This is a genomic window from Streptomyces nidicola (assembly GCF_050106155.1).
Lineage (GTDB): Bacteria > Actinomycetota > Actinomycetes > Streptomycetales > Streptomycetaceae > Streptomyces.
The window spans coordinates 3,855,830-3,878,812 of sequence record NZ_JBNBPI010000001.1 but is presented as its reverse complement, the minus strand read 5'-3'; the positions used below and the strand labels follow the sequence as shown (position 1 = coordinate 3,878,812).

Genomic DNA, 22,983 nt, shown 5'->3' with positions numbered 1-22,983 from the left:
TGCGCTGTCCGGCGCGCGCTCCCTGCCTGTCATGTTCAGGGCGGGTGGGGAGGCGCGTCGTGCCTACGACCGCTGGGCCTCCTTGGCGACGCCCATCACGTCCCGCGAGTGCCGGTTCGGGACCATGCCGAGGCGCCAGGCCTGCCAGCCGTCGTCCAGGTCCACGCCCCGCTCGAGCATCAGCTGGTACGCCTCCACGTAGTCGTCGAGCTTTCCGTCGCGGGCCGGATGCGTGGCGCGGGCGAGCTGGGACAGCTCCTCCTGGGCGACCGCCGTGCCGATCTCCGAGCCGCCGGGGGAGGCGTACGGCAGCAGCGTGCAGCGCAGGAACGTCGCCCAGTCCTCGCCCCTGCGGTCCTCGTACCCGGCGAAGATGGCCGCCGCCTCCTCGCACAGCTCCATCGCCTGCCCGAGCTTGGCGTTGCCCGCGTCCACCACCGCCAGCTCCAGACAGGTCCACGCCTCGCCGTGCGGCACGCCGATGCGCTGGAAGTCCGCGCGGGCGTCGACCAGGAGCTGCCGCGCGAAGCCGGAGTTGCGCAGCGAACCCGTCTGCGCCGCCCGCTCGTCGCGGGTGACGCGCGCCGAGTGGTGCCGCGCGCAGGCAAGCCCGTACACGTCGCGCATCCGGGAGAACATCGTGCGCGAGCGCTCCAGCTCCCGGACCGCCTTGTCGAGGTCGCCGGTCTCCTCCAGGGCCTGGCCCAGGTAGTAGTACGTCCACGCCTCGCCGCGCGCGTCCTCGTTCTCACGGTGCCGGGAGGCCGCCTGGCGCAGGCCGTCGACCGCCGCGGACGCCTCGCCGTCCATGAGCCGGGCGCGGGCCAGCTCGGTCAGCGCCCAGGCCTGGCCGCGGCCGTCGCGGGTCTGCCCGTACAGGTCGAGCGCCTCCCGCAGCTCCTCCTCCGCACGCGGCACGTTGCCCATCCGCAGGCAGAGCTGGCCGAGCTGGAAGTGCGCCCACGCCTCGCCGTGCAGCGACTCGTTCTCGCGGTGCAGGGCGAACGCGTCGGTGAGCAGGGCCAGCGACATGCGTACGTTCGCGCGGTCGCGCTCGACCGCCGCCAGCGCGTGCAGCGTCCAGCCGCGGTCGCCCTTCGTCTCCGGCGTCGTCTGAAGGTCGAGCGCCTCCCGCAACCGCCCGGCCGCCTCCGCGAGTTGGCCCTGGTGGTGCAGGGTGATGCCGAGGGAGCACAGCGCGCGGCCCTCGCCCGCCCTGTGGTGCGCCTCGCGGTAGAGGTCGACCACCGAGGACAGCGTCGTACGCGCCTTGTCGAGCTCGCCGAGCTGGCGGGCCGCGATACCCGTGCGCCACTGGACCGAGCGCATGAGCAGGCCCTGGTCGATGGACTGCGTCAGCTCCTGGATCTCGCCGAGCCGGTAGAGGTCGCCGCGCAGCAGGCAGTAGTCGCACAGGGCGCCGAGCAGGCCGAGCACCGCGTCCTGGTTGACGCCCTCCGCGTGCCGCAGCGCCGCCGTGATGAAGCTCGACTCGTCGTCCAGCCAGCGCAGCGCCGCGTCCAGGGACGTGAAACCGTGCGGCCCGGTCTGGCCCGCGCGCGTCGACATGTTGCCGTCGACCAGGCGGATCACCGAGTCGGCCAGGTCCGCGTAGTTCTGGATCAGGCGCTCCTGCGCGGCCGTGCGCTCCGCGGGCTCCTCCTCGTCGGCGAGGCGGGACTGGGCGAAGGCGCGGACGAGGTCGTGCAGGCGGTAGCGGCTGCCGCGCACATGGTCGACGAGCCCGGCGTCCGCGAGCGCCGACAGGTGCCGCTTCGCCTCCGCGGTATTGGTGGCGAGCAGCGCCGCAGCGGCGGCCGAGCCGAGCGAGGCGCGCCCCGCGAGCGCGAGCCGCCGCAGCAGCCGCCTGCCCTGCTCGGACTGGTCGGTGTAGCGCAGCCACAGCACCCGCTCGACCGGGTCCACGGGCCCGTACGCGCCCAGGTCGGCGGCGAGCTGACGCGTCGTACGCGGCCCGATCGCGGAGCCCGCGACGCGCAGCGCCAGCGGCAGGCCGCCGCACAACTCCCGTACGGCGTCCGCGGATTCGGCGTCGTAGGGGCCGCTCGGATCCTCCGCGGCCTCCCGCAGCAGCTCCTCCGCGCCCGCCGCGTCGAGCGCCTGGACCGGCAGGTGGTGCACCCAGGCGGGCGTGTCGTCGCCGAGCTCCAGCGGCTCACGCGCGGTGACGATCACGAGGCTGTCGGACCGCTCGGGGACGAGCGTACGCACCTGCTCCGCGCCCGCCGCGTCGTCGAGCACGATCGTCACCGGCAGCCCGGTCAGATGCTGGTGGTACAGCTCGCTGAGCCGCTTGACCTGCTGTTCCTGCGAGGACCGCTCCCGGAAGAGCAGCTGCTCGCGCGGTGCGCCCAGCCGGTTCAGCAGATGCAGCAGGGCGTCCCGCGTGGGCAGCGGCGGCGCGTCCGGGCGGTCGCCGCGCAGATCCACCACGCACGCCCCGCGGAACTGGTCCCGCAGCTCGTGCGCCGCGCGCACCGCGAGCGTCGTACGCCCCGAACCCGGGTCCCCGTGCAGCACCACCACGGTCGGCCGGGTCTCGGTGCTGGCCCGCGCCGCGTGCACCCACTGCGCGATCTGCGACATGGCGGCACGCCGCCCGGCGAACGGCCCCTCCGGCTCCGGGAGTTGGCCGAACGACTGCTCGAGCACGCTCCGCCGCCGCGCGGCCGCGCTCTTGTCGGTGCGCCGCAGCTGCGGCCCCACCGTCTTCTTCGACGTGCCCGTGCTCGCGGCGAGCACCCGCTGCTGATCCAGGAACGGCCGGATGCCCCGCACCTCCAGCGCGGTCAGCCACTGCAACCGCAGCTGCTCCGGCCCGCCAGGCTGATTGCGCGCCCCGGCGCTCCGGCTCGCGGCCGGCACGTGCGAAGCGGTCACCTTCGCGACGGTCGCCGCGGACCCCAGTACGGCGACGGCCACACCCGCGCCCACGGCCGTACCGGTCCCCGCCCCGAGCACCAGATCAGCCACGCACGCGGTGACGGCACCAACCCCCGCCACCATCAACGGCGTTGACCCGCCCTCCTTGGCGAACCGCTGCCCGAACGTCATCCGCCCCGCGTCGGCCTCGTCGAGCGCCCGCGTGAACGCGTCGTACTCGTCCGCCGCGCTGCGCCCCATCGCGTCGAGCGCACCCTTCGCCCGCGACAGCAGCACGGCGCCGTCCGCGCGCCCGCCCGAACGCCTGACCTCTTCCTCGACGGCCCGGGCCAACAGCCGTTCGGCTTCCGCCCGATGGCTGTCCCGCATCTTCGGTCCCCCTCCGGTGGCGACAGTACGGGTCAAGTGTGCTGCCTGGCAGGCGAGTTCCGGAAGGACGGTGGAGATCAGATGGTCGAGTCCGGTGATCAATGCTGAGATCGAAGCTCATTTCATGAAGTGCGGTACCAATGGCGCACCCAGGTAGTAGCTTCATGGAAGCGGAACGTAATCAACGGGGGTGGGGCGTGCATCGTGAGGACGAAGAGGCCTTGACTGCACTCGAGTTGAGCGATGTGGCGAGAGCGAGGATGGGTCTCGGGGAGATCCCGGACGGTACGGCTCCCGAGTTGCTGGTGGATGTCTACCTCCGCCGCAGCGGGGAGAAGGAGGACTTGGCGACGCTGCGTGGGCATCTGGCCGACATCGCCCGATGGGTGCAACTGAACGGACTGCTGATCCGCAGGGTTTGGTTCGAGCAACTCAGCGCCAGCAAGGCCTACGTGCGACGGCGAGAGTTCGAGCTGGCGACGCAGGCGGTTCTTGACGGTAAATCCAGGACGCTGGCGGTATGGAAGACGGATCGCTTCGACAGGCGCGGCATGGGGGTCGTGGGAGCTGTTCTGGATAAGTTCGAGACGCGGGGCGCACGTCTTGTCTCGGTGACAGAAGGCTTGGACTCGTCCCAAAGTGCACGCCTGGTGTTCGCGGTGTTGAGTGAGCGGGCTCGAGACGAGGTGCGTGACATCGCACTGCGCGTGAAACGCGGACATGACGCCCACAAGCAGGAGGGCAGGCGAGGTACCGGGCGGCCGCCCTTTGGCCTCGCGAGTTCACCGGGATCGGGGAGGGTCGAGCCGGACGAGGCGGAGTATCCGACGGCCAGGAGGCTTGCAGAGCTACTGTTGGAAGGGGTGACGACGACGAGGACTGCCTGGGCTCTCAATGAGGAAGGGCATCGGACCCGGGGTGGATTTACCTGGTCGGCTACCGCGGTTAGCAAACTTGCCCAGTCGCCACTTTTCGCCGGGATGGTCCCCCAGCGCCGCCGGAAGACGGACGCGGACGGCAATCCATTGGGGCAGTGGGTGGGCTATGGGGAGCCGCTGCTCGGGCCGGATGGTGCGCCCATCATGTGTGGAACCGGTGTTGTCTCCGTCGATGAGTGGTACAAGGTCAAATCTCTGATCGGTGGTCGTACGCATCCGGGAACAGGCAGGGGCGGGCCCGCGTCTTCGCGCCTGCTTACAGGCAGTGGCCTGTTCGTCTGTGGGCGCTGTGGCGGGCCGATGAGTCATCGGGGTGGGCGGTACGGGTGTGAATGGCGCAAGCAGCGGGGGACATCGGTGTGTCTCGGTATCACGGCCCTGTCAGGGCGCGTTGATCGAGCCGTGGGCGAGGCGTGGGCCGGACACGTTTCTGGTCTCCCGCTAGGTGATCCCGTGCTCGTAGCCGTTGTGCGTCAGTGGCTGGAGCTCTCCGATCCGGCCACGCGAGCGAAGAGGCAGCATGTGAAGGAGGCTCTGGAAGCGGCTCAGAGCCGAGTCCGACAGTTGGAAGAGGACTACTACGTCTGGGGCAAGCTCACGAAAGACAGGTACGAAGAATTGAGCTGCGCCCAGGCCGAGGCCATACGGGAACTGGAAGGTCGAGCACTGGCGTTGGAGCAGGCGCTGGACCCTGCGACGGTGCGTAACGGCAGCGAACTGGTCAGGATCTGGAACGCACCTGAAACGACGACAACTGCCAAGCGATCCTTGCTCAGAAGCGTTGTTAAGCAGATTGCCATTCTGCCCGCGATTCGACGGGGCGACCCCACTCCGGTCACGCAGCGTCTTGAGTACGTGTGGGTATCGGCGGCAGTCGGCTGAATCCACGGACCAGGCGCGTCGTGTGACCCTCTTCAATGGGCGACCATGGAGGAATGAACCGACTGGCTCACGAGACGTCCCCTTACCTTCTTCAGCACGCCGACAACCCGGTGGACTGGTGGCCCTGGTCGGCCGAGGCCTTCGAGGAAGCGAAGCGCCGAGGGGTGCCAGTGCTGCTCAGCGTGGGGTACTCGTCCTGCCACTGGTGTCACGTTCTCGCAAGCGAGAGCTTTGAGGACGAGGCTACGGCCGCGGTGATGAACGAGAACTTCGTCAACATCAAGGTCGACCGCGAGGAGCGCCCCGACGTCGACGCCGTCTACATGGAGGCCGTGCAGGCCGCCACCGGGCAGGGCGGCTGGCCCATGACCGTGTTTCTCACGCCGGACGCCGAGCCGTTCTACTTCGGGACGTACTTCCCGCCCGAGCCGCGCCACGGCATGCCCTCGTTCACTCAGGTCCTGCACGGCGTGCGGGACGCCTGGACCGAGCGGCACGGTGAGGTCACCGAGGTCGCCGGGAAGATCACCGCCGATCTGGCCGCGCGGGAACTGCCGTACGGGAACACGGAGTTGCCGGGCGAGAACGAGCTGGCGCAGGCGCTGCTCGGGCTCACGCGCGAGTACGACGCGACGTACGGCGGCTTCGGCGGCGCGCCCAAGTTCCCGCCGTCCATGGTGATCGAGTTCCTGCTGCGCCACCACGCGCGCACCGGCGCCGAGGGCGCGCTCCAGATGGCCTCCGACACGTGCGAGCGGATGGCGCGCGGCGGGATCTACGACCAGCTCGGCGGCGGCTTCGCGCGGTACTCCGTGGACAAGGAGTGGGTTGTTCCGCACTTCGAGCGCATGCTCTATGACAACGCACTCCTGTGCCGCGCCTACGCCCATCTGTGGCGCTCGACCGGCAGTGAGCTCGCCAAGCGCGTCGCCCTGGAGACCGCCGACTTCATGGTGCGGGAGCTGCGGACGAACGAGGGTGGGTTCGCGTCCGCGCTGGATGCCGACAGTGAGGATCCGGTCAGCGGGAAGCACGTCGAGGGCGCGTACTACGTGTGGACGCCGCAGCAGCTCACCGAGGTGCTGGGGGAGGCGGACGCGGAGGCGGCCGCCCGGTACTTCGGCGTCACGGACGAGGGGACCTTCGAGGAGGGGGCCTCCGTGCTCCAGCTCCCGCAGGAGGACGGGGTGTTCGACGCCGGGCAGATCGAGCGGGTCCGGGAGCGGCTCCGCGAGGCCCGGTCCCGGCGGCCCGCGCCCGGGAGGGACGACAAGGTCGTCGCGGCGTGGAACGGGCTGGCGATCGCCGCGCTCGCCGAGTCGGGCGCGTACTTCGGGCGGCAGGATCTCGTGGATGCCGCCGTGTGCGCCGGTGACCTCCTCGTACGGCTGCACATGGATCCGCTGGCCCGGCTCGCGCGGACCAGCAAGGACGGGCACGTCGGTGCCAACGCGGGGGTTCTGGAGGATTACGCGGACGTCGCCGAGGGCTTCCTCGCGCTCGCGTCCGTGACCGGCGAGGGCGTGTGGCTGGAGTTCGCGGGCTTCCTGCTCGACCACGTCCTCGACCGGTTCACCGACCCGGAGAGCGGCGCGCTGTACGACACGGCCGCCGACGCGGAGAAGCTCATCCGCCGCCCCCAGGACCCGACCGACAACGCCGTGCCCTCCGGCTGGACCGCCGCCGCGGGCGCCCTCCTCTCGTACGCCGCGCACACCGGCTCCGAGCCGCACCGCACCGCCGCCGAGCGGGCGTTGGGGGTCGTGAAGGCGCTCGCCCCGCGCGCTCCGCGGTTCATCGGGAACGGGCTCGCGGTCGCCGAGGCGCTGCTCGACGGGCCGCGCGAGGTCGCGGTCGTGGGGGAGGTCGGCGGGCGGCTGCACCACGCGGCGCTCACCGGGACCGCTCCCGGCGCCGTCGTCGCCGCGGGTCCCGAAGGGAGCGACGAGCTTCCGCTGCTCGCCGACCGTCCGCTCGTCGACGGGGGCGAGGCGGCGTACGTGTGCCGGCACTTCGTTTGCGACGCGCCGGTGACCGATGCCGAGCGGTTGCGGCGGATGCTGGGGGAGTCGCAGGCGTAGGCCCTGTCGTCAAACTCCCGTCTGCCCGGCGACGTCTGGCACGCACGCTCGCTGCGTTGCCGAAAAGCCCGAGTAGCTCCGCTACTAGGACTCCCCGGCGCCTTGCGATCGCACGCTTCCCCAAGCTCTCGGCTCCGCTCGAGCAGGGGAGGCCCCATTACGCCGCCGGGCCGCCCTCCGGGCGACGACGGGAGTTTGACGACAGGACCTAGCCCGTACCCCTCAGAGCCCGTGCTGCACCGTGTCGAGGGCGCGCAGCACGAGCTCGCGCAGGTCGTCCTCGTGGTCGTGCTCGGCCCAGTACATCGTGGCCTGCATCAGGGCGCCGACCAGGGCCATGGCGTAGACGCGGACCTCGAGGTCGTCGGCGTTCCGGCCGGTGCGCCCGGCGATGACGCGGCACATCAGCTGCCCGGTGACGGACATCGACTCCATCATCCGGGAGCGCACCGCGGGCGTCTCGACCTGGAGCCGCATCCGCAGCCGGACGATCTCCGGCCGTTCGTCCGCGAACGCGAGTTCCAGGCTGTGGTCGACGACGTGCCGCACGGAGTCGGCGATCGACTCGTCCATGGGCCGCTTGAGCAGCTCCCGCTCCAGGATCGGGTCGAACTCGTCCGTGAGGACGATGTCCTCCTTGGTCGGGAAGTAGCGGAAGACCGTGGACGGCGACACCTCGGCGGCCTCGGCGATCTGCTCGACCGTCGTCGCGTCGTATCCCTGCTCCTGGATGAGGCGGTACGTCGCCTCACGGATCGCCGTCCTGGTCTTGATCTTCTTGCGCTCGCGGAGCCCGACCTTGGGCTCCGCGGGCTGCTGTGCTGACGCGGCCATGGCGCTCATTCTCAGGCATCGGCGCCGACCGGGGCGACCTCCGGGTCGGGAGCGGGTCCGGCCTTCTCGGGTCCTGGCAGCAGTACCGCCGTCAGCAGCGCGGCGGCCAGGGCGACGATGCCGATGACGACCAGGGCGAGGTCCATGCCGTGGACGAACGCGCCGTCCGCCGAGGCGGCGAGCGCCCGGTCGCCGAGCTGTCCGGCGACCACGTGCGCGCCGATCACCGATTCGCGCGCCACGTCCGCCGCCGCGTCGGGCAGCTCCGCCGTGGCGAGGCGGCCCGCGTAGGCGCCGGAGACGAGGGCGCCGACGAGGGCCACGCCGAGCGCGCTGCCGGTCTGCCGGACCGTGGACAGCAGGCCCGAGCCGCGGCCCGCCTGGTCCTTGGCGAGCGCGCCCATGGCGCCGCCCATCGCGGGGATCATCGCGAAGGCGATGCCGATCCCGGCGATCGACAGCCACAGCGCCGTGAAGCCGTATCCGGAGTCGACGGTGGTGCGCGCCCCGAGGAACGCGGCGAAGGCGAGGACCACCAGGGCCACGCAGATCACCGCCCGCGCCCCGAACTTCGCGACCAGGGGCTGCGCCAGCCTCGCCGCGACGAGCATCCCGCCCATCATCGGCACCATGCGCAGGCCGGTGCCGAGCGAGTCGATGCCGAGCACCGCCTGGAGGTACTGCGGCAGCAGGAACAGCATCCCGGCCATGATGAACATGCCGAGCGTCGCCGCCAGGGTGTTGGTGAGGAAGCCCCGGTGGGACAGGAGCGAGAGGTCGAGCATGGGCCGGGTGCTGCGTCGCTCGCGCAGCACCAGCGCGCCGATCAGGACGACGGACGCGAGGAATCCGCTGAGCACGACGGCGCTCGACCAGCCTTTCTCTGGGCCCTCGATGATCGCGTAGATGAGGGCGCCGAGGCCGAGCGCGGTGAGCGCGGTGGAGACGAGGTCGACCTTGGGCGCGGCCGGGTCCCGGCTCTCGGGGAGCAGGAACAGGCAGGCGGTGATGCCGATCGCGACCATCGGCACGTTCAGCACGAACACCGAGCCCCACCAGAAGTGGTCGAGCAGCCAGCCGCCGATGATCGGGCCGAGCGGCATCCCGAGCGCGGAGGCCGCGGAGATGGCCCCGATCGCCTTGGTCTGCTCGTCCCGCGCGAACAGCGAGGGGATGACCGACATGGCGAGCGGCATCACGAAGGCGCCGCCGACGCCCATCAGCGCACGGGCCGCGATCACCCAGCCCACGTCGCCGGCGAGCGCGCCCACGACGGATGCGGCGAGGAAGACGCCGAGTCCGCCGATCAGCATCCGGCGCCGCCCGAACCGGTCGCCGAGGAGTCCCGCCGGGAGCATCAGGGCGGCGAACACCACGATGTACGCGTCCGCCATCCACTGTTGCTGGCCCGTGGTGGCGCCGAGTTCTCCGGCGATCGTCGGGAGCGCCACGTTGAGGATCGTCATGTCGAAACCGAGCACGAGCATGCTCGCGACCAGGGCCCCGAGGGCCCACCAGCGCCGTGGGTCCGGGCGCGACTCCACCTGCTGAGTGACAGTAACCATGAAATGAGAGTAGCTGTCAGTTCGTAGTGTCTGTCAATAAAGAGTCGCCATCGGAAACGCAAAATGGCCGCGGCTGGTGAGCCGCGGCCATGGAGAAGGGGTGGGGGTGGGCGTCAGCCGTGCTGGTACGCCACCAGCGAGATGCCGACGTAGTGCACGATGAACGCCGCGAGCGTGAGCGAGTGGAAGACCTCGTGGAAGCCGAACCAGCGCGGCGACGGGTTCGGGCGCTTGATGCCGTAGATGACGCCGCCCGCGCTGTAGAGCAGCCCGCCGACGATGACCAGGACGAGCACCGCGATGCCGCCCGTGCGCATGAAGTCCGGCAGGAAGAAGACCGCGGCCCAGCCCATCGCGATGTAGCACGGCGTGTAGAGCCAGCGCGGGGCGCCGACCCAGAACACGCGGAAGGCGATGCCGGCGGCGGCCGCCACCCAGATGCCCCAGAGCAGGGCGTCGCCCTTGGCGCCGGGCAGCAGCAGCATCGTCAGCGGCGTGTACGTACCGGCGATGATCAGGAAGATGTTCGCGTGGTCGAGCCTGCGCAGCACCCCGTCCGCGCGCGGCCCCCAGTTCCCGCGGTGGTAGAGCGCGCTCACGCCGAACAGCAGGCAGGCGCTCAGTACGAAGATGGCGCACGCGATCCGGCCGCGCGTGGAGTCCGCGAGTGCCGTGAGGAAGATGCCCGAGATCAGTACGGCGGGGAACATGCCCGCGTGCAGCCAGCCGCGCAGTCTCGGCTTCAGCGCGGAAGGCTGGGGGGCTGGGACTTGTGTCTGCTCGGTGGCAACGCTCATCCGGGCATCGTACCTACGCGACCGTAGGTAACGGACCCTTTGAGTGGTGATGCTCACTTCGCTCACTTGTGAGGCCCCCTGGACAGATGGGCGTTTCGGTCGGATGATCAAATGAGTGCGGTCGGCACCGGATGAGCGCCCACTGAGCTCCAGTGGATTGGGAGGCGCAGCGTCCGGGTCGCAGCCCCCACGGGGCAATCAACCTCAGAACCCCTCATTTAGGAGCGATCGTGGCGCGCGACATCGCGGCTCCCTCCCTGGACACCCTCCCGACGAACCACCAGGAACTGATCTCGTGGGTCAACGAGATCGCCGAACTGACGCAGCCGGACAGTGTGGTCTGGTGTGACGGCTCCGAGGCCGAGTACGAGCGCCTCGCCGAAGAGCTCGTCGCGAAGGGGACGTTCAAGAAGCTCGACCCCATCAAGCGCCCCAACTCGTACTACGCCGCCTCCGACCCGTCCGATGTCGCGCGCGTCGAGGACCGTACGTTCATCTGCTCCGAGAAGGAGGAGGACGCGGGCCCCACGAACCACTGGAAGGCCCCCGCGGAGATGCGGGAGATCTTCCGGGGCAACGAGGGGAACGGGGGGATCTTCCGCGGCTCGATGCGCGGCCGGACCATGTACGTCGTCCCGTTCTGCATGGGGCCGCTCGGCTCGCCGCTGTCCGCGATCGGCGTCGAGATCACCGACTCGGCCTACGTGGCCGTCTCCATGCGCACGATGACCCGGATGGGCCGGCCGGTCCTCGACGAGCTGGGCGAGGACGGCTTCTTCGTGAAGGCCGTGCACACGCTGGGCGCCCCGCTGGGCCCCGACGAGGCGGACGTGCCGTGGCCGTGCAACTCCACGAAGTACATCTCGCACTTCCCCGAGGACCGCGAGATCTGGTCGTACGGCTCCGGCTACGGCGGCAACGCCCTGCTCGGCAAGAAGTGCTACGCCCTGCGCATCGCGTCCGTCATGGCGCGCGACGAGGGCTGGCTGGCCGAGCACATGCTGATCCTCAAACTGACGCCGCCGCAGGGCGAGTCCAAGTACGTCGCCGCGGCCTTCCCGAGCGCCTGTGGCAAGACGAACCTCGCGATGCTGGAGCCCACGATCTCCGGCTGGACCGTCGAGACGATCGGTGACGACATCGCCTGGATGCGGTTCGGCGAGGACGGCCGGCTCTACGCGATCAACCCCGAGGCCGGCTTCTTCGGCGTCGCGCCCGGCACCGGCGAGCACACCAACGCCAACGCGATGAAGACGCTGTGGGGCAACTCGGTCTTCACGAACGTCGCGCTGACGGATGACAACGACGTGTGGTGGGAGGGGATGACGGAGGAGACTCCGGCGCACCTCACGGACTGGAAGGGCAACTCCTGGACGCCCGAGTCCGGCACGCCGGCCGCGCACCCCAACGCCCGCTTCACCACTCCCGCCTCGCAGTGCCCGATCATCGCGCCCGAGTGGGAGGACCCGAAGGGTGTGCCGATCTCGGCGATCCTGTTCGGTGGCCGCCGCGCCTCGGCCGTGCCGCTGGTCACCGAGTCCTTCGACTGGAACCACGGCGTCTTCCTCGGCGCGAACGTGGCCTCCGAGAAGACCGCCGCCGCCGAGGGCAAGGTCGGCGAGCTGCGCCGCGACCCGTTCGCCATGCTGCCGTTCTGCGGCTACAACATGGGCGACTACATGGCGCACTGGGTGAAGGTCGGCGCCGACAAGGACGCCGCCAAGCTGCCGAAGATCTACTACGTCAACTGGTTCCGGAAGAACGCGGACGGCAAGTTCGTGTGGCCCGGCTTCGGTGAGAACGCGCGCGTCCTGAAGTGGATCGTGGACCGCCTCGACGGCCGCGCCGAGGGCGTCGAGACGCCGATCGGCATCCTGCCGACCAAGGAGTCCCTGGACACGAAGGGCCTCGACCTGCCCGAGGCCGACCTGGACTTCCTGCTGACGGTGGACAAGGAAGCGTGGCGCGACGAGGCGTCGCTCGTGCCCGCGCACCTCAACACGTTCGGCGACCACACGCCGACGGAGCTGTGGGACGAGTACCGCAAGCTGGTGGACCGGCTCGGCTAGGGCCCGGTGAACGAAAGAAGGGGCGCGGCCGGAAGGCCGCGCCCCTTCTTCGTCTTCTTCGTTCTCCGTGGGTCACACGGCGACGAGGTCCCCCGCGGTCGCGTGCGCCTCCATGCGCTGCGCGGCCAGGATCGCGGCCGCCGTGTCCGCGCGGGACGCCGCGACCACCAGGGCGCGGCCCGCGAGGGCGTGCGCCCGCTGGTGCAGCGCGGCGACGTGCGGCTCGTGCACCGCGGTCGCCACGGCCGAGCGGACCGGCGCGGAGCCGCCCCGCAGCCGCGCGACCTGCGCGGCCAGTGCGTCGGCCGCCTCGTCCAGGTCGGCCGCCGGGCGCAGTGCGCGCAGCTCGTCGGTGATGGCGAGCAGCGCGCTCAGGTGTCCTGCGAGCTGGATGTCCAGCTCCTCCTCGCGGGAGCGGTGCGGGAATTCGCCGCTGTCGACCCCGGTCGAGTGGACCGACTTGGTGCGGATCGGCTCGTACATGGGAGGCCTCCAGGGCATGCGTGTCAGCTTGGCCTCCATCGTACCTTAGATCGTGTCTAAAGTAGAACTTGTCCAAAGTGGGAGTGTCACGGCTGGCTGTAGCCGTCCAGGAAGTTCCCGATCCGGGTCACGGCCTCCGTCAGCTGCCGGGTGTCGGGCAGCGTGACGACGCGGAAGTGGTCGGGCTCCGGCCAGTTGAAGCCGGTGCCGTGCACCACCATGATCTTCTCGGCCCGCAGCAGGTCGAGCACCATCTGCCGGTCGTCCTTGACCTTGAACACCTTGGGGTCGAGGCGCGGGAAGAGGTACAGGGCGCCCTTCGGCTTCACGCAGGTCACGCCCGGGATCTGGGTGAGCAGCTCGTACGCGACGTCCCGCTGCTCCTTCAGCCGCCCGCCGGGCAGCACCAGATCGTTGACCGTCTGGCGTCCGCTGAGTGCCGCGACGACGCCGTGCTGGCCCGGCATGTTCGCGCACAGGCGCATGTTCGCCAGGATCGTCAGGCCCTCGATGTACGACTCCGCGTGCGCGCGCGGTCCCGAGATCGCCATCCAGCCGACGCGGTAGCCGGCCACGCGGTACGCCTTCGACATGCCGTTGAAGGTGAGCGTCATCAGGTCCGGCGCGATGGCGGCGGTCGGGGTGTGCGTGGCGCCGTCGTAGAGGATCTTGTCGTAGATCTCGTCGGAGCAGACGAGGAGGTTGTGGCGGCGGGCGATGTCGGTGATGCCGCGCAGCATCTCGTCGCTGTAGACGGCGCCGGTGGGGTTGTTGGGGTTGATGATGACGATCGCCTTGGTGCGGTCGGTCACCTTGCGCTCGATGTCGGCGAGGTCCGGCATCCAGTCCGACTGCTCGTCGCAGCGGTAGTGCACGGCGGTGCCGCCGGAGAGCGAGACGGCGGCGGTCCACAGCGGATAGTCCGGCGCGGGGACGAGCACCTCGTCGCCGTCGTCGAGCAGCCCCTGCATGGCCATCACGATCAGCTCGGATACGCCGTTGCCGATGAAGACGTGCTCGACGTCGGTCTCCACGCCGAGGGTCTGGTAGTGCATCATCACGGCGCGGCGGGCGGCGAGCAGGCCCTTGGCGTCGCCGTAGCCGTGCGCGTCCCCGAGGTTGCGGAGCATGTCCTCGAGGATCTCCGGCGGGCACTCGAAGCCGAACGCCGCCGGGTTGCCGGTGTTGAGCTTCAGGATGCGGTGCCCTGCCGCCTCCAGCCGCATCGCTTCCTCGAGAACCGGGCCCCGGATCTCGTAGCAGACGTTGGAGAGCTTGGTCGACTGGATGAGCTGCATCCCCAAACTTTACGGCCGTGTTTCGGGATGCCGCGCACCGTTTGTCGGCCGGTGGGGCGGCGCGGGCGGCACCGCTTTCGGATGCGGTGGCACGCGGTGCCGGATACCTCCGGAACGGCGGGTTCCGGGGTGGGTGCGGCTTTGATGCGGCGGGTCGGCGGGGTGGGTGAGATGGGCCACGTGCGGCTCCCGCCCGACGGCGGCTCCGCCGGGCTTCCATCGCGCGTATCGCGCGTACGTTCGATTAATTGGTTACGGTGGGACCATGCTGCAGGGATCGCTGTTCGACCAGGGCGAGGCGGTGGCGCTCGGGCCGCTCGACGACGTGCGCCGCACCGTGCTCGGGGACGGGGCGTGGATCGACGTGCTGCCGGGGTGGCTGCGCGGGGCCGACGAGCTGTACGAGCGGCTGGCCCGGGACGTGCCGTGGAAGGCCGAGCGGCGGCAGATGTACGAGCGGTTGGTCGACGTGCCGCGGCTGCTGAAGTTCTACGGGGCGGGGGAGCGGCTCCCGGACCCGGTGCTCGACGCGGCGCGGGACGCGCTGTCCGCTTACTACGCCGAGGAGTTGAGGGAGCCGTTCACCACGGCCGGGCTCTGCTACTACCGCGACGGGCGGGACAGCGTCGCCTGGCACGGGGACCGGATCGGGCGCGGGGCCCGCGAGGACACGATGGTCGCCATCCTGTCGGTCGGGACGCCGCGGGACCTGGCGCTACGGCCCGTCGGCGGAGGACCCGTCGTGCGCCGCCCGCTCGGGCACGGCGACCTCATCGTCATGGGCGGCTCGTGCCAGCGGACCTGGGAACACGCGATCCCCAAGTCCGCCCGCGCGGCCGGCGGCCGGATCAGCGTCCAGTTTCGGCCGCACGGGGTGCGCTGACGGTGCGCTGATCAGGCGGTCCTGCGCACCGACCGGCCCGCGAGGGTGTCCGTGCGCTTGCCGTCCTCGATCACGAACTGCCCGTCGACGAGGACGTGCGGGATGCCGACCGGCAGCGTGCGCGGCGCCTCGAAGGTGGAGCCCGCCGCGACCGTCTCCGGGTCGAACAGGACCAGGTCGGCGCGGTAGCCCTCGCGGACCAGACCGCGGTCCGGCAGGCGCAGGCGGGCGGCCGGGCGCGAGGTGAGGTGCGCGACCGTCTCCTCCAGGGACATGACGCCGAGGTCGCGGGCGTAGTGGCCCAGGTAGTGCGGGAACGTGCCGTACGCGCGCGGGTGCGGCTTGTAGCCCTGGAGGATGCCGTCGCTGCCGCCCGTGTGCACGGAGTGCTGCATGATCGCCCGGACGTTCTCCTCGTGGCCGACGTGCTGGAGGATCGACGAGCCCAGCTTGTCGTTGATCAGCAGGCGGCGGGCGGTGACCCACGGGGCCTCGCCGCGCTCGGCGGCGGCCTGCGCGACGGTCTTGCCGACACAGGAGGCCAGGCCCGGGTCGGAGACGCCCGAGATCTCGATCTTGTCCCACTCGATCGGCACGCCGTGACAGCCGTCGGCGCCGATCTCCTCGACGTGGTGCCGGATGCGCTCGGCCGTCTCGTCGTCCTGGAGGCGGGCGAGGGTCGCGTCGGGGCCGCCCTCGTTGGCCCAACTCGGCAGCATCGCCACGAGAGTTGTGGCGCCCGGGGTGTACGGGTACGTGTCCAGGCTGATGTCGGCGCCGTCGGCGATGGCCTTGTCGAGCAGGGCCAGCAGGTCGACGCCCTTGCCCTTGTTCACGCCGAAGTTCATGGTGGCGTGCGCGAGGTGCAGGGAGCAGCCCGCGGTGCGGGTCAGCTCGACCATCTCCCGGTATGCGTCGAGCGCGCCGGCGCCGTAACTGCGGTGGTGCGGGCAGTAGTAGCCGTCGTACGAGGCCACCACCCGGCACAGTTCGGTGAGTTCGGCGTCCTTCGCGTACATGCCCGGGGTGTAGGTGAGGCCGGAGGACATTCCTACGGCGCCCTGCTCCATGCCCTCGGCCACGAGCCGCTTCATGTGGTCGAGTTCGGCCGGGGTCGCGTCCCTGTCGTCCCAGCCGACCGCGTACATGCGGACCGTGCCCTGCGGGATGAGGTACGCGGCGTTCACCGCGATGCCCTGGCGGTCGATGCGGTCCAGGTACTCGCCGACGGTGCGCCAGTCGAAGTCGATGTCCGAGCCGTCGCCGTTCCAGCCGGTGATCGCCTGGCGGACCTGGGCGAGGGTGCGGTCGTCGACGGGGGCGTAGGACAGGCCGTCCTGGCCGAGGACTTCGAGGGTGACGCCCTGGGCGGCCTTCGCGCTGTGGTCGGGGTCGCGGAGCACGGCGAGGTCGCTGTGCGCGTGCATGTCGATGAAGCCGGGGGAGAGGGCGAGGCCGTCGGCCTCGATGGTGCGGGTGGCGGTGGGGCGGGGCCCTGCCCCCTCCCGGGTGATCCCGGTGATGCGGCCGTCCGTGACGGTCACGTCGGCTCGGTACGAGGCGCTGCCGCTGCCGTCGATGACGCGGGCGTCGCGGATGACCAGGTCCATGGGGGTGCCTCTCTGGGGCGGGTGGTGCGGTGCGGGGTGGTCGGTGCGGGTGGGTGGGCGCCTGCGGCGGGCGGGATTCCCCTCCCCGCCCCTTCCCGAAACCGGGGCTCCGCCCCGGACCCCGTTTGTCCTCAAACGCCGGATGGGCTGGTAGTTCAAGCCCCGCCGGCGATTGAGGCGCGGGGTCCGGGGCGGAGCCCCGTGGCGTGGGCGGCGGCGGGGCCGGGGCCGTCGGGTCGGCGCGCGGCGCCGGGGTGCCGCCTTGCCCACCCTGCCGCCCAAGGCGGCAGATTGCCCAAGGCGGCGCAGGGTGGGCCGTATCGGCTGCCTAGAAGTACGTGCGGATGTAGTCGACGACCGTGCCGTCGGACTCCACCAGGGGGATCAGCTGCCACTTGTCGAAGGACGTGCACGGGTGCGAGAGGCCCATGCCGAGCCAGTCGCCCACCTCCACGTCCGCCCCCGGCTCCGTGCGGACCCAGCCGTGCTGGTCGGAGAGGCCGGTGACCGCGACGCCCGTGGCCTCGCGGACCTCGCCCGTCCGCGCGTCCCGGACGACCTGTGCCTCGGGCAGGTCGATGTCGTACGCGGCGTCCCGCTTGCCCGCGTTGGTGAACGCCTGGCCGTCGTTCGGCCGCGAGACGAACTGCGCCCACAGGCGGAACGCCGGCTCCAGCGCGCCCTCCTCCGGGACCCGGTTGAACGGGGTCAGGTGCCGGTAGTGGCCGTCGTCGTGCGAGACGTACGCGCCGGAACGGAGCAACTTCAGGACAGGGGCGCTCAGTTCGGGGATCTCCGCGAAGACGTCCGCCACCGCGTCGAACCAGGCGGAGCCGCCCGCGCTCACCACGATCTCGTCGAGGCCGAGGCCCGTGAAGCGGCCCGCCTTGTCGAACTCCGTCGCGAGCGCGACGAGTCGGCGCAGCCAGGAGCGCACCCGCTCGCCGTCGGCGTCCGGCACCTCGCCCTCGTAACCCGCGACGCCGACCAGGCGGAGCGCGGACGAGGCCGACACCGCGTCCGCGATCGCCGCGCAGTCCGCCTCCGTGCGGGCGCCGGTGCGCGCGCCCTCGCCCGCGCCCAGCTCCACCACCACGTCGACCGGTCGGCCCGCTCCGGCCTCCGCCAGCGCCGCCTGCATCAGCTCCACACCGCGCACGGAGTCGACGTAGCAGATGAAGCGGAAGGACGGGTTCGCGTCCAGCTCCTTCGAAAGCCGGCGCAGCGCAGCCGCGTCGACGAGCTCGTTCGCCAGGAAGATCCGGTCGATGCCGAACTCCCGCGCCACGCGCACCTGGTGGGGCACCGCGAGGGTGATGCCCCACGCGCCGTGCTCCAGCTGCCGGTGGAAGAGCTGCGGGGCCATCGACGTCTTGCCGTGCGGGGCGAAGGCGAGGCCGTGGCGGGCGGAGTAGGTCTCCATGAGCGCGAGGTTGTGCTCCAGGCGCTCGGCGGAGAGGGCGAGGACGGGCGTGGTGAAGCCGTCCGTGAAGAGGTTCAGGCGGCGGGCCGCCAGCTCGCCGATCGTCGCGCCGTCGGCCTCCGGGGGCAGGCCCTTGAAGCGGAAGTCCACCCGCTCCTTCGCCAGCTCCTCAAGACGAGCGGTGCGGCGCTCGACGGCAGTGTCGGCGTTCTGGGCGGTCACGGCGCCTCCTCCAGGCAGCCCGTTGCACCATTTGCAACGGTCATTGCGTATGTCGCTTCATGCTGTCTAACATCCGAGCCAACGTCGGGTCAACGGAGCCCGAAGTCCCCTGCCGCGAGGAGTGCGACCCACCGTGACCGCCACCGGACCCGCAGTACCGACCAGCGCCAACGACGTAGTGGCGCTCGGCGAGTCCATGGTCACGTTCCGGCCCGCGGTGCCGGGGCGGCTCGCCGACGTGCCCTCGTTCGATCGCGGGATCGGCGGCGCCGAGTCCAACGTGGCGTGCGTGCTCGCCGCCGCCGGGCACCGGGCCGCCTGGGTCAGCCGGGTCGGCGCCGACGGGTTCGGCGACCACCTCGTGGAGGCCATCGGCGCGTACGGCGTCGACACCTCCGCCGTACGCCGCGATCTGCACCGGCCCACCGGCATCTACTTCCGCACCGCGGGCGACCGGGCCACCGCTGCCCACGAGGTCGCCTACTACCGCGCCGGGTCCGCCGCCTCCGCGATGTCCACCGCCAACCTGGACCTGGACGCGCTGCGCTCCGGCCGGATCCTGCACCTGTCCGGGATCACCGCCGCGCTCTCCGCCGGCTGCCTCGACCTGCTGCGTGAGCTGACGGCTCCGCGCGCGGGCCGCCCCCTCGTCTCCTTCGACGTCAACTACCGGCCCGGCCTGTGGTCCGGCTCCGCCGAGGGCCCGGGCGTACTCCAGGAACTCGCGCGCGGCGCCGACATCGTGTTCGTCGGCGACGACGAGGCCGAGGACGCCTGGGGCATCACCGGCGGACCCGACGCGATCCGCGACGCGCTGCCCGAGCCCGCGCTGCTCGTCGTCAAGCGGGGCGCCGACGGCGCGATCGCCTACGACGCCGACGGGCGCCACGAGGAACCCTCCCCGCGCGTCGACGTCGTCGCCGCCGTCGGCGCGGGCGACGCCTTCGCCGCCGGATTCCTCTCCGCCACGCTGCGCGAACTGCCCGTCGCCGAACGCCTGCGGCACGGCCACCTCTGGGCCGCCGTCGCCCTCACCGAACCCGGCGACCTCGCCGCCCCGCCGAGCCGCGCCCGGGCGGACCGCCTGGTCGGCCTCGACGCCGCGCAGTGGGGGACACTGCACCTCGGTCCCGGTTGGGCAGCAGCCGACGCAGCCGACAGCGGGGCCGCCGAGGAGGTACGTACGCCATGAGCCAGACCGTCGACCGCGCGCTCAGCATCCTGCCGCTGCTCGCCGAGGGGCCCGCCGACCTGGGCCAGGTCGCCGACCGCCTCGACGTGCACAAGTCCACGGCGATGCGCCTGCTGCGCACCCTCCACGAGCACGGCCTGGTCTACCGCCAGTCCGACCAGCGCTACCGCCTCGGCGCCCGCCTCTTCGCGCTCGCCCAGGAAGCCGTCGAGAACCTCGACGTCCGCGAGATCGCCCACCCCCACCTCGTCGAACTCAACGAGAAGGTCGGGCACACCATCCACCTCGCCGTGTACGCGGAGAACGAGGTCCTCTACATCGACAAGGTCGAGAGCCGCTACCCGGTGCGCATGTACTCGCGCGTCGGCAAGCCGGTCGCCATCACGGTCGCCGCCGTCGCCAAGCTGCTGCTCGCCGACCTGTCGGAAGCCGAGCGCCGCGCCGTCGCGGAGAAGCTCGACTACCCCATGTACACGTCCCGTTCCACCCCCAACGCCACAGCTTTCCTGCGGGAGTTGGAGAAGGTGCGCGAACAGGGCTGGGCCACCGACCTCGGTGGCCACGAGGAGTCCATCAACTGCGTCGGCGCCCCCATCCGCGGCGCGGACGGCCGGGTCGTCGCCGCCATGTCGGTCTCCGCGCCGAACGTCGTCGTCACCGCCGAGGAACTCCTCACACTGCTCCCGCTGGTGCGCCGCACGGCGGAAGCCATCAGCCGGGACTACTCCGGTACCCCGCCGAAGTAACCCCCGAGCAACACCCCGCCCGAGTAACACCCCTCAAAGAAAGACCAGTTCACATGTCTGAGAAGACCGCGCTCACGCCCTCCACCCACACGACCCCGCCGGCGAAGTTCTCGCACGGCGTCAAGAAGGGCAACATCCTTCAGGTCGCCGGCCAGGTCGGCTTCCTGCCGGCCGAGGAGGGCAAGGCCCCGACCCCCGCGGGCCCGACCCTCAAGGAGCAGACCCTCCAGACGTTCGCCAACGTCAAGGCGATCCTCGAAGAGGGCGGCGCGAGCTGGGACGACGTCATGATGATGCGCGTCTACCTGACGGACGTCGACCACTTCGCCGAGATGAACGCCATCTACAACGAGTACTTCGAGGGCCAGGGCCTCAAGGAGGCCCCCGCCGCCCGCACGACCGTCTACGTCGGTCTGCCCAAGGGTCTGCTCATCGAGATCGACGCGCTCGCCGTCCTCAGCTGAGCACGCTCCTCTTCTCGTAACTCGCACGTCGTCACGGTGCGGCGCCCCTGTTGGTGGCGCCGCTCCGCGATCCCCCCTGTCTGGAAACACTGAAAACGCCCCGCGCCCCCCCATGTACTTACGAGGTCAACGATGTCCCCGTACGCCCCCCTCGCGGCCGCCGCCGCGGACCAGCCGTCGCACACAGGCGGTCTGCTCCTCCTGATACCCGGCACGGCCGGCCTGCTGACCGTTGCCGTCCTCGGCATCGTCCTGCTGCTCTTCCTGATCATCAAGGCCAGGCTCCAGCCCTTCGTGGCCCTCCTGACGGTCTCCATCGCCGTCGGCCTCGCGGCCGGCCTCTCCGTCACCGAACTCTTCGGCACCGTCCAGAAGTCCGACGTCACCTCCGTCATCGAGGACGGCATGGGCGGCACCCTCGGGCATATCGCGATCATCATCGGCCTGGGCACCATGCTCGGCGCGATCCTCGAAGTCTCGGGCGGCGCCGAAGTGCTGGCGTCCCGCCTGATCCACCTCTTCGGAGAGAAGCGCGCCCCCGTCGCGATGGGCCTCACCGGCCTCATCTTCGGCATCCCGGTCTTCTTCGACGTCGGCATCTTCGTGCTCGCGCCGATCGTCTACGCGGCCGCCAAGCGCGGCGGCAAGTCGATCCTGCTGTACTGCCTGCCGCTGCTCGCGGGCCTTTCGATGACCCACGCGTTCCTGCCCCCGCACCCGGGTCCCGTCGCCGCCGCCGGTCTGCTCCACGTCGACCTCGGCTGGGTCATCCTCATGGGCATCGTCTGCGGCATCCCCGCCGTGCTCGCCGCGTGGGCCTGGGCCGCCTGGATCGGCAAGAAGATCTTCGTGCCGGTGCCGCAGGACATGGTCGAGGCCGCCGACGAGGCGAAGGCCGCGCTCGCCGAGGAGCAGCGCAAGGACGGCATCACGCCCCGCGAGGACCCGGTTCCGCTCGGCATCGTCTTCACGATCATCGCCATCCCGCTGGTGCTGATCCTCGCCGCGACCTTCTCCTCGATCGCCATGGACCCGTCCACGGCCCGCTCGGTCATCGAGTTCTTCGGCAACCCGTTCGTGGCGCTCACCATCGCGCTGTTCGCCGCGTACTACCTGCTCGGCCTGCGCCGCGGCTGGTCCCGCAAGTCCCTGGAGACGGTGTCCACCTCGTCCCTGAAGCCGGTCGCCAACATCCTGCTCGTCGTCGGCGCCGGCGGCGTCTTCGGCGCGGTCCTCCAGGCCAGCGGCATCGCGCAGGCGCTGTCCGACACGTTCAGCAGCATCGGTCTGCCGATCATGGTCCTGGCGTACCTGATCTCGCTGGTGCTGCGCGTCGCGCAGGGTTCGGCGACGGTCGCCATCGTCACGACGGCCGGCATCGTCGGCCCGCTGCTCCAGGCCGGCGACTACTCGCAGCCGTACACGGCCCTCGTCATCATGGCGATCTCCGCGGGCTCCATCTTCGCCTCGCACGTCAACGACGGCGGCTTCTGGATGGTCTCCAAGTACTTCGGGATCTCCGAGCGGGACACCCTGCGCTCGTGGACGGTCCTGGAGTCGGTCCTGTCCGTCGCCGGGTTCGTGGTGGCCCTGGTGATCAGCTTCTTCGTCTAGCGTTTCCGCCGCGCACCTGTGCCGCACCACCCCTGGGGGAGGTGCGGCACAGGCTTGTCCGCCATACTTCCGCCCGTGGAGCAGCGTATGGAGAACGAGAAGGTCACGCCCGTCACCGGTGCCGGCTTCGACCCGGCGCACATCCCTGGCCTGACGGCTCCCGCACGGCAGCCGGAGGCCGAGGCCACGGATGCCGATCAGACGCCGGAGGAGGTGACGACGCAGCCCGAAGCGCCGCACGACGAGCCCGAAGAGGCGGAAGCGGAGACGGAAGCGGCAGCCGACGACTCCGGGGAACCCGACGCCGACGACTCCGCGGAACCCGACGCCGACGGCCCCGTCATGGACGCCAAGGACCGCCGCGGCTCCATCACCGTCGACGCGACCGGCGTCCGCTTCACGCTCGACGACCAGGAGGCCGACTTCACCTGGTCCGAGATCAGCGCGGTCGAGTACGGCACCGTCCGCAAGCGCCTCACGGTGACGGTCCACATGCCCAACGCCCGCTGGTTCCCGAACGACGTCGAGGCCCCCGACAAGACCCGTCTGGCCGAGTGGACGGACCAGCTGGACAAGGCCCTGGACACGTACTTCGAGGATTAGCGGGGC

17 protein-coding genes are annotated in these 22,983 nt (G+C 70.9%); 9 read left to right on the top strand and 8 right to left on the bottom strand.

What is annotated here, in order from left to right:
• Positions 1 to 63: 63 nt before the first annotated feature.
• Positions 64 to 3,273, bottom strand: a complete 3,210-nt coding sequence (locus ACOKM3_RS17500) for a tetratricopeptide repeat protein (RefSeq protein ID WP_426901531.1) — start codon at positions 3,271 to 3,273, stop codon at positions 64 to 66.
• A 164-nt stretch (positions 3,274 to 3,437) separates the two neighbouring features.
• Between ACOKM3_RS17500 and ACOKM3_RS17495 the strand changes: the two genes are divergently transcribed.
• Both ACOKM3_RS17495 and ACOKM3_RS17490 read left to right on the top strand, forming a co-directional pair.
• Positions 3,438 to 5,093: a recombinase family protein gene (locus ACOKM3_RS17495; RefSeq protein ID WP_426901529.1), complete on the top strand. Its 1,656-nt coding sequence runs from the start codon at positions 3,438 to 3,440 to the stop codon at positions 5,091 to 5,093.
• Positions 5,094 to 5,146: 53 nt separating this feature from the next.
• Positions 5,147 to 7,174: a thioredoxin domain-containing protein gene (locus tag ACOKM3_RS17490; RefSeq protein ID WP_426901527.1), complete on the top strand. Its 2,028-nt coding sequence runs from the start codon at positions 5,147 to 5,149 to the stop codon at positions 7,172 to 7,174.
• A gap of 222 nt (positions 7,175 to 7,396) precedes the next feature.
• On the opposite strand, the gene ACOKM3_RS17485 is transcribed toward ACOKM3_RS17490, so the two are convergent.
• The 3 genes from ACOKM3_RS17485 to trhA form a co-directional block, all read right to left on the bottom strand.
• The gene (locus ACOKM3_RS17485) at positions 7,397 to 8,008 is read right to left on the bottom strand and encodes a TetR/AcrR family transcriptional regulator (RefSeq protein WP_426901525.1); all 612 of its coding nucleotides are present in this window, start codon (positions 8,006 to 8,008) and stop codon (positions 7,397 to 7,399) included.
• A gap of 11 nt (positions 8,009 to 8,019) precedes the next feature.
• Complete coding sequence (locus tag ACOKM3_RS17480) at positions 8,020 to 9,573, bottom strand: DHA2 family efflux MFS transporter permease subunit (RefSeq protein WP_426901523.1); 1,554 nt, start codon at positions 9,571 to 9,573, stop codon at positions 8,020 to 8,022.
• Positions 9,574 to 9,686: 113 nt separating this feature from the next.
• Positions 9,687 to 10,370 carry a PAQR family membrane homeostasis protein TrhA gene (gene trhA, locus ACOKM3_RS17475; RefSeq protein ID WP_426901521.1) on the bottom strand — a complete coding sequence of 228 codons (684 nt, stop codon included), beginning with the start codon at positions 10,368 to 10,370 and terminating at the stop codon, positions 9,687 to 9,689.
• A gap of 230 nt (positions 10,371 to 10,600) precedes the next feature.
• On the opposite strand from trhA, the gene ACOKM3_RS17470 reads away from it, so the two are divergent.
• Positions 10,601 to 12,439, top strand: a complete 1,839-nt coding sequence (locus tag ACOKM3_RS17470) for a phosphoenolpyruvate carboxykinase (GTP) (protein WP_426901519.1) — start codon at positions 10,601 to 10,603, stop codon at positions 12,437 to 12,439.
• Positions 12,440 to 12,511: 72 nt separating this feature from the next.
• Here the strand turns inward: ACOKM3_RS17470 and ACOKM3_RS17465 are convergent, their stop codons facing one another.
• Together ACOKM3_RS17465 and ACOKM3_RS17460 are read right to left on the bottom strand one after the other, a co-directional pair.
• Positions 12,512 to 12,922 carry an SCO4983 family protein gene (locus tag ACOKM3_RS17465; protein ID WP_426901517.1) on the bottom strand — a complete coding sequence of 137 codons (411 nt, stop codon included), beginning with the start codon at positions 12,920 to 12,922 and terminating at the stop codon, positions 12,512 to 12,514.
• A gap of 86 nt (positions 12,923 to 13,008) precedes the next feature.
• Complete coding sequence (locus tag ACOKM3_RS17460) at positions 13,009 to 14,220, bottom strand: pyridoxal phosphate-dependent aminotransferase (protein ID WP_426901516.1); 1,212 nt, start codon at positions 14,218 to 14,220, stop codon at positions 13,009 to 13,011.
• Positions 14,221 to 14,485: 265 nt separating this feature from the next.
• Here ACOKM3_RS17460 and ACOKM3_RS17455 point away from each other — a divergent pair, with 265 nt between their 5' ends.
• Positions 14,486 to 15,103: an alpha-ketoglutarate-dependent dioxygenase AlkB gene (locus ACOKM3_RS17455; RefSeq protein WP_426901514.1), complete on the top strand. Its 618-nt coding sequence runs from the start codon at positions 14,486 to 14,488 to the stop codon at positions 15,101 to 15,103.
• A gap of 11 nt (positions 15,104 to 15,114) precedes the next feature.
• Here ACOKM3_RS17455 and ACOKM3_RS17450 read toward each other — a convergent pair whose 3' ends face one another.
• Entirely contained in the window at positions 15,115 to 16,713 is a 1,599-nt protein-coding gene (locus ACOKM3_RS17450; protein WP_426901513.1) for an N-acyl-D-amino-acid deacylase family protein, read from the bottom strand.
• A 328-nt stretch (positions 16,714 to 17,041) separates the two neighbouring features.
• Positions 17,042 to 18,358 (bottom strand): amino acid deaminase, encoded by a 1,317-nt coding sequence (locus ACOKM3_RS17445; RefSeq protein WP_426901511.1) that lies wholly within the window; start codon positions 18,356 to 18,358, stop codon positions 17,042 to 17,044.
• Positions 18,359 to 18,491: 133 nt separating this feature from the next.
• Between ACOKM3_RS17445 and ACOKM3_RS17440 the strand changes: the two genes are divergently transcribed.
• From ACOKM3_RS17440 to ACOKM3_RS17420, 5 genes are all read left to right on the top strand, one after another.
• Complete coding sequence (locus ACOKM3_RS17440; RefSeq protein WP_426901509.1) at positions 18,492 to 19,550, top strand: sugar kinase; 1,059 nt, start codon at positions 18,492 to 18,494, stop codon at positions 19,548 to 19,550.
• Complete coding sequence (locus tag ACOKM3_RS17435; RefSeq protein WP_426901507.1) at positions 19,547 to 20,296, top strand: IclR family transcriptional regulator; 750 nt, start codon at positions 19,547 to 19,549, stop codon at positions 20,294 to 20,296. Before ACOKM3_RS17440 ends, ACOKM3_RS17435 begins: the two co-directional genes overlap by 4 nt.
• 53 nt (positions 20,297 to 20,349) lie before the next feature.
• Positions 20,350 to 20,760, top strand: coding sequence for a RidA family protein (locus ACOKM3_RS17430; RefSeq protein WP_426901506.1), 411 nt, complete (start codon positions 20,350 to 20,352; stop codon positions 20,758 to 20,760).
• A gap of 132 nt (positions 20,761 to 20,892) precedes the next feature.
• Positions 20,893 to 22,374 carry a GntP family permease gene (locus ACOKM3_RS17425; RefSeq protein WP_426901504.1) on the top strand — a complete coding sequence of 494 codons (1,482 nt, stop codon included), beginning with the start codon at positions 20,893 to 20,895 and terminating at the stop codon, positions 22,372 to 22,374.
• Positions 22,375 to 22,449: 75 nt separating this feature from the next.
• Entirely contained in the window at positions 22,450 to 22,977 is a 528-nt protein-coding gene (locus ACOKM3_RS17420; RefSeq protein WP_426901502.1) for a hypothetical protein, read from the top strand.
• The last annotated feature ends 6 nt before the right edge of the window (positions 22,978 to 22,983 follow it).

What these genes read in the sequence shown, in the direction of transcription:
- ACOKM3_RS17500 (WP_426901531.1), bottom strand. Translation starts at nt 3,273, where the DNA reads ATGCGGGACAGCCATCGGGCGGAAGCCGAACGGCTGTTGGCCCGGGCC.
- ACOKM3_RS17495 (WP_426901529.1), top strand. Translation starts at nt 3,438, where the DNA reads ATGGAAGCGGAACGTAATCAACGGGGGTGGGGCGTGCATCGTGAGGAC.
- ACOKM3_RS17490 (WP_426901527.1), top strand. Translation starts at nt 5,147, where the DNA reads ATGAACCGACTGGCTCACGAGACGTCCCCTTACCTTCTTCAGCACGCC.
- ACOKM3_RS17485 (WP_426901525.1), bottom strand. Translation starts at nt 8,008, where the DNA reads ATGGCCGCGTCAGCACAGCAGCCCGCGGAGCCCAAGGTCGGGCTCCGC.
- ACOKM3_RS17480 (WP_426901523.1), bottom strand. Translation starts at nt 9,573, where the DNA reads ATGGTTACTGTCACTCAGCAGGTGGAGTCGCGCCCGGACCCACGGCGC.
- trhA (WP_426901521.1), bottom strand. Translation starts at nt 10,370, where the DNA reads ATGAGCGTTGCCACCGAGCAGACACAAGTCCCAGCCCCCCAGCCTTCC.
- ACOKM3_RS17465 (WP_426901517.1), bottom strand. Translation starts at nt 12,922, where the DNA reads ATGTACGAGCCGATCCGCACCAAGTCGGTCCACTCGACCGGGGTCGAC.
- ACOKM3_RS17460 (WP_426901516.1), bottom strand. Translation starts at nt 14,220, where the DNA reads ATGCAGCTCATCCAGTCGACCAAGCTCTCCAACGTCTGCTACGAGATC.
- ACOKM3_RS17455 (WP_426901514.1), top strand. Translation starts at nt 14,486, where the DNA reads ATGCTGCAGGGATCGCTGTTCGACCAGGGCGAGGCGGTGGCGCTCGGG.
- ACOKM3_RS17450 (WP_426901513.1), bottom strand. Translation starts at nt 16,713, where the DNA reads ATGGACCTGGTCATCCGCGACGCCCGCGTCATCGACGGCAGCGGCAGC.
- ACOKM3_RS17435 (WP_426901507.1), top strand. Translation starts at nt 19,547, where the DNA reads ATGAGCCAGACCGTCGACCGCGCGCTCAGCATCCTGCCGCTGCTCGCC.
- ACOKM3_RS17430 (WP_426901506.1), top strand. Translation starts at nt 20,350, where the DNA reads ATGTCTGAGAAGACCGCGCTCACGCCCTCCACCCACACGACCCCGCCG.
- ACOKM3_RS17425 (WP_426901504.1), top strand. Translation starts at nt 20,893, where the DNA reads ATGTCCCCGTACGCCCCCCTCGCGGCCGCCGCCGCGGACCAGCCGTCG.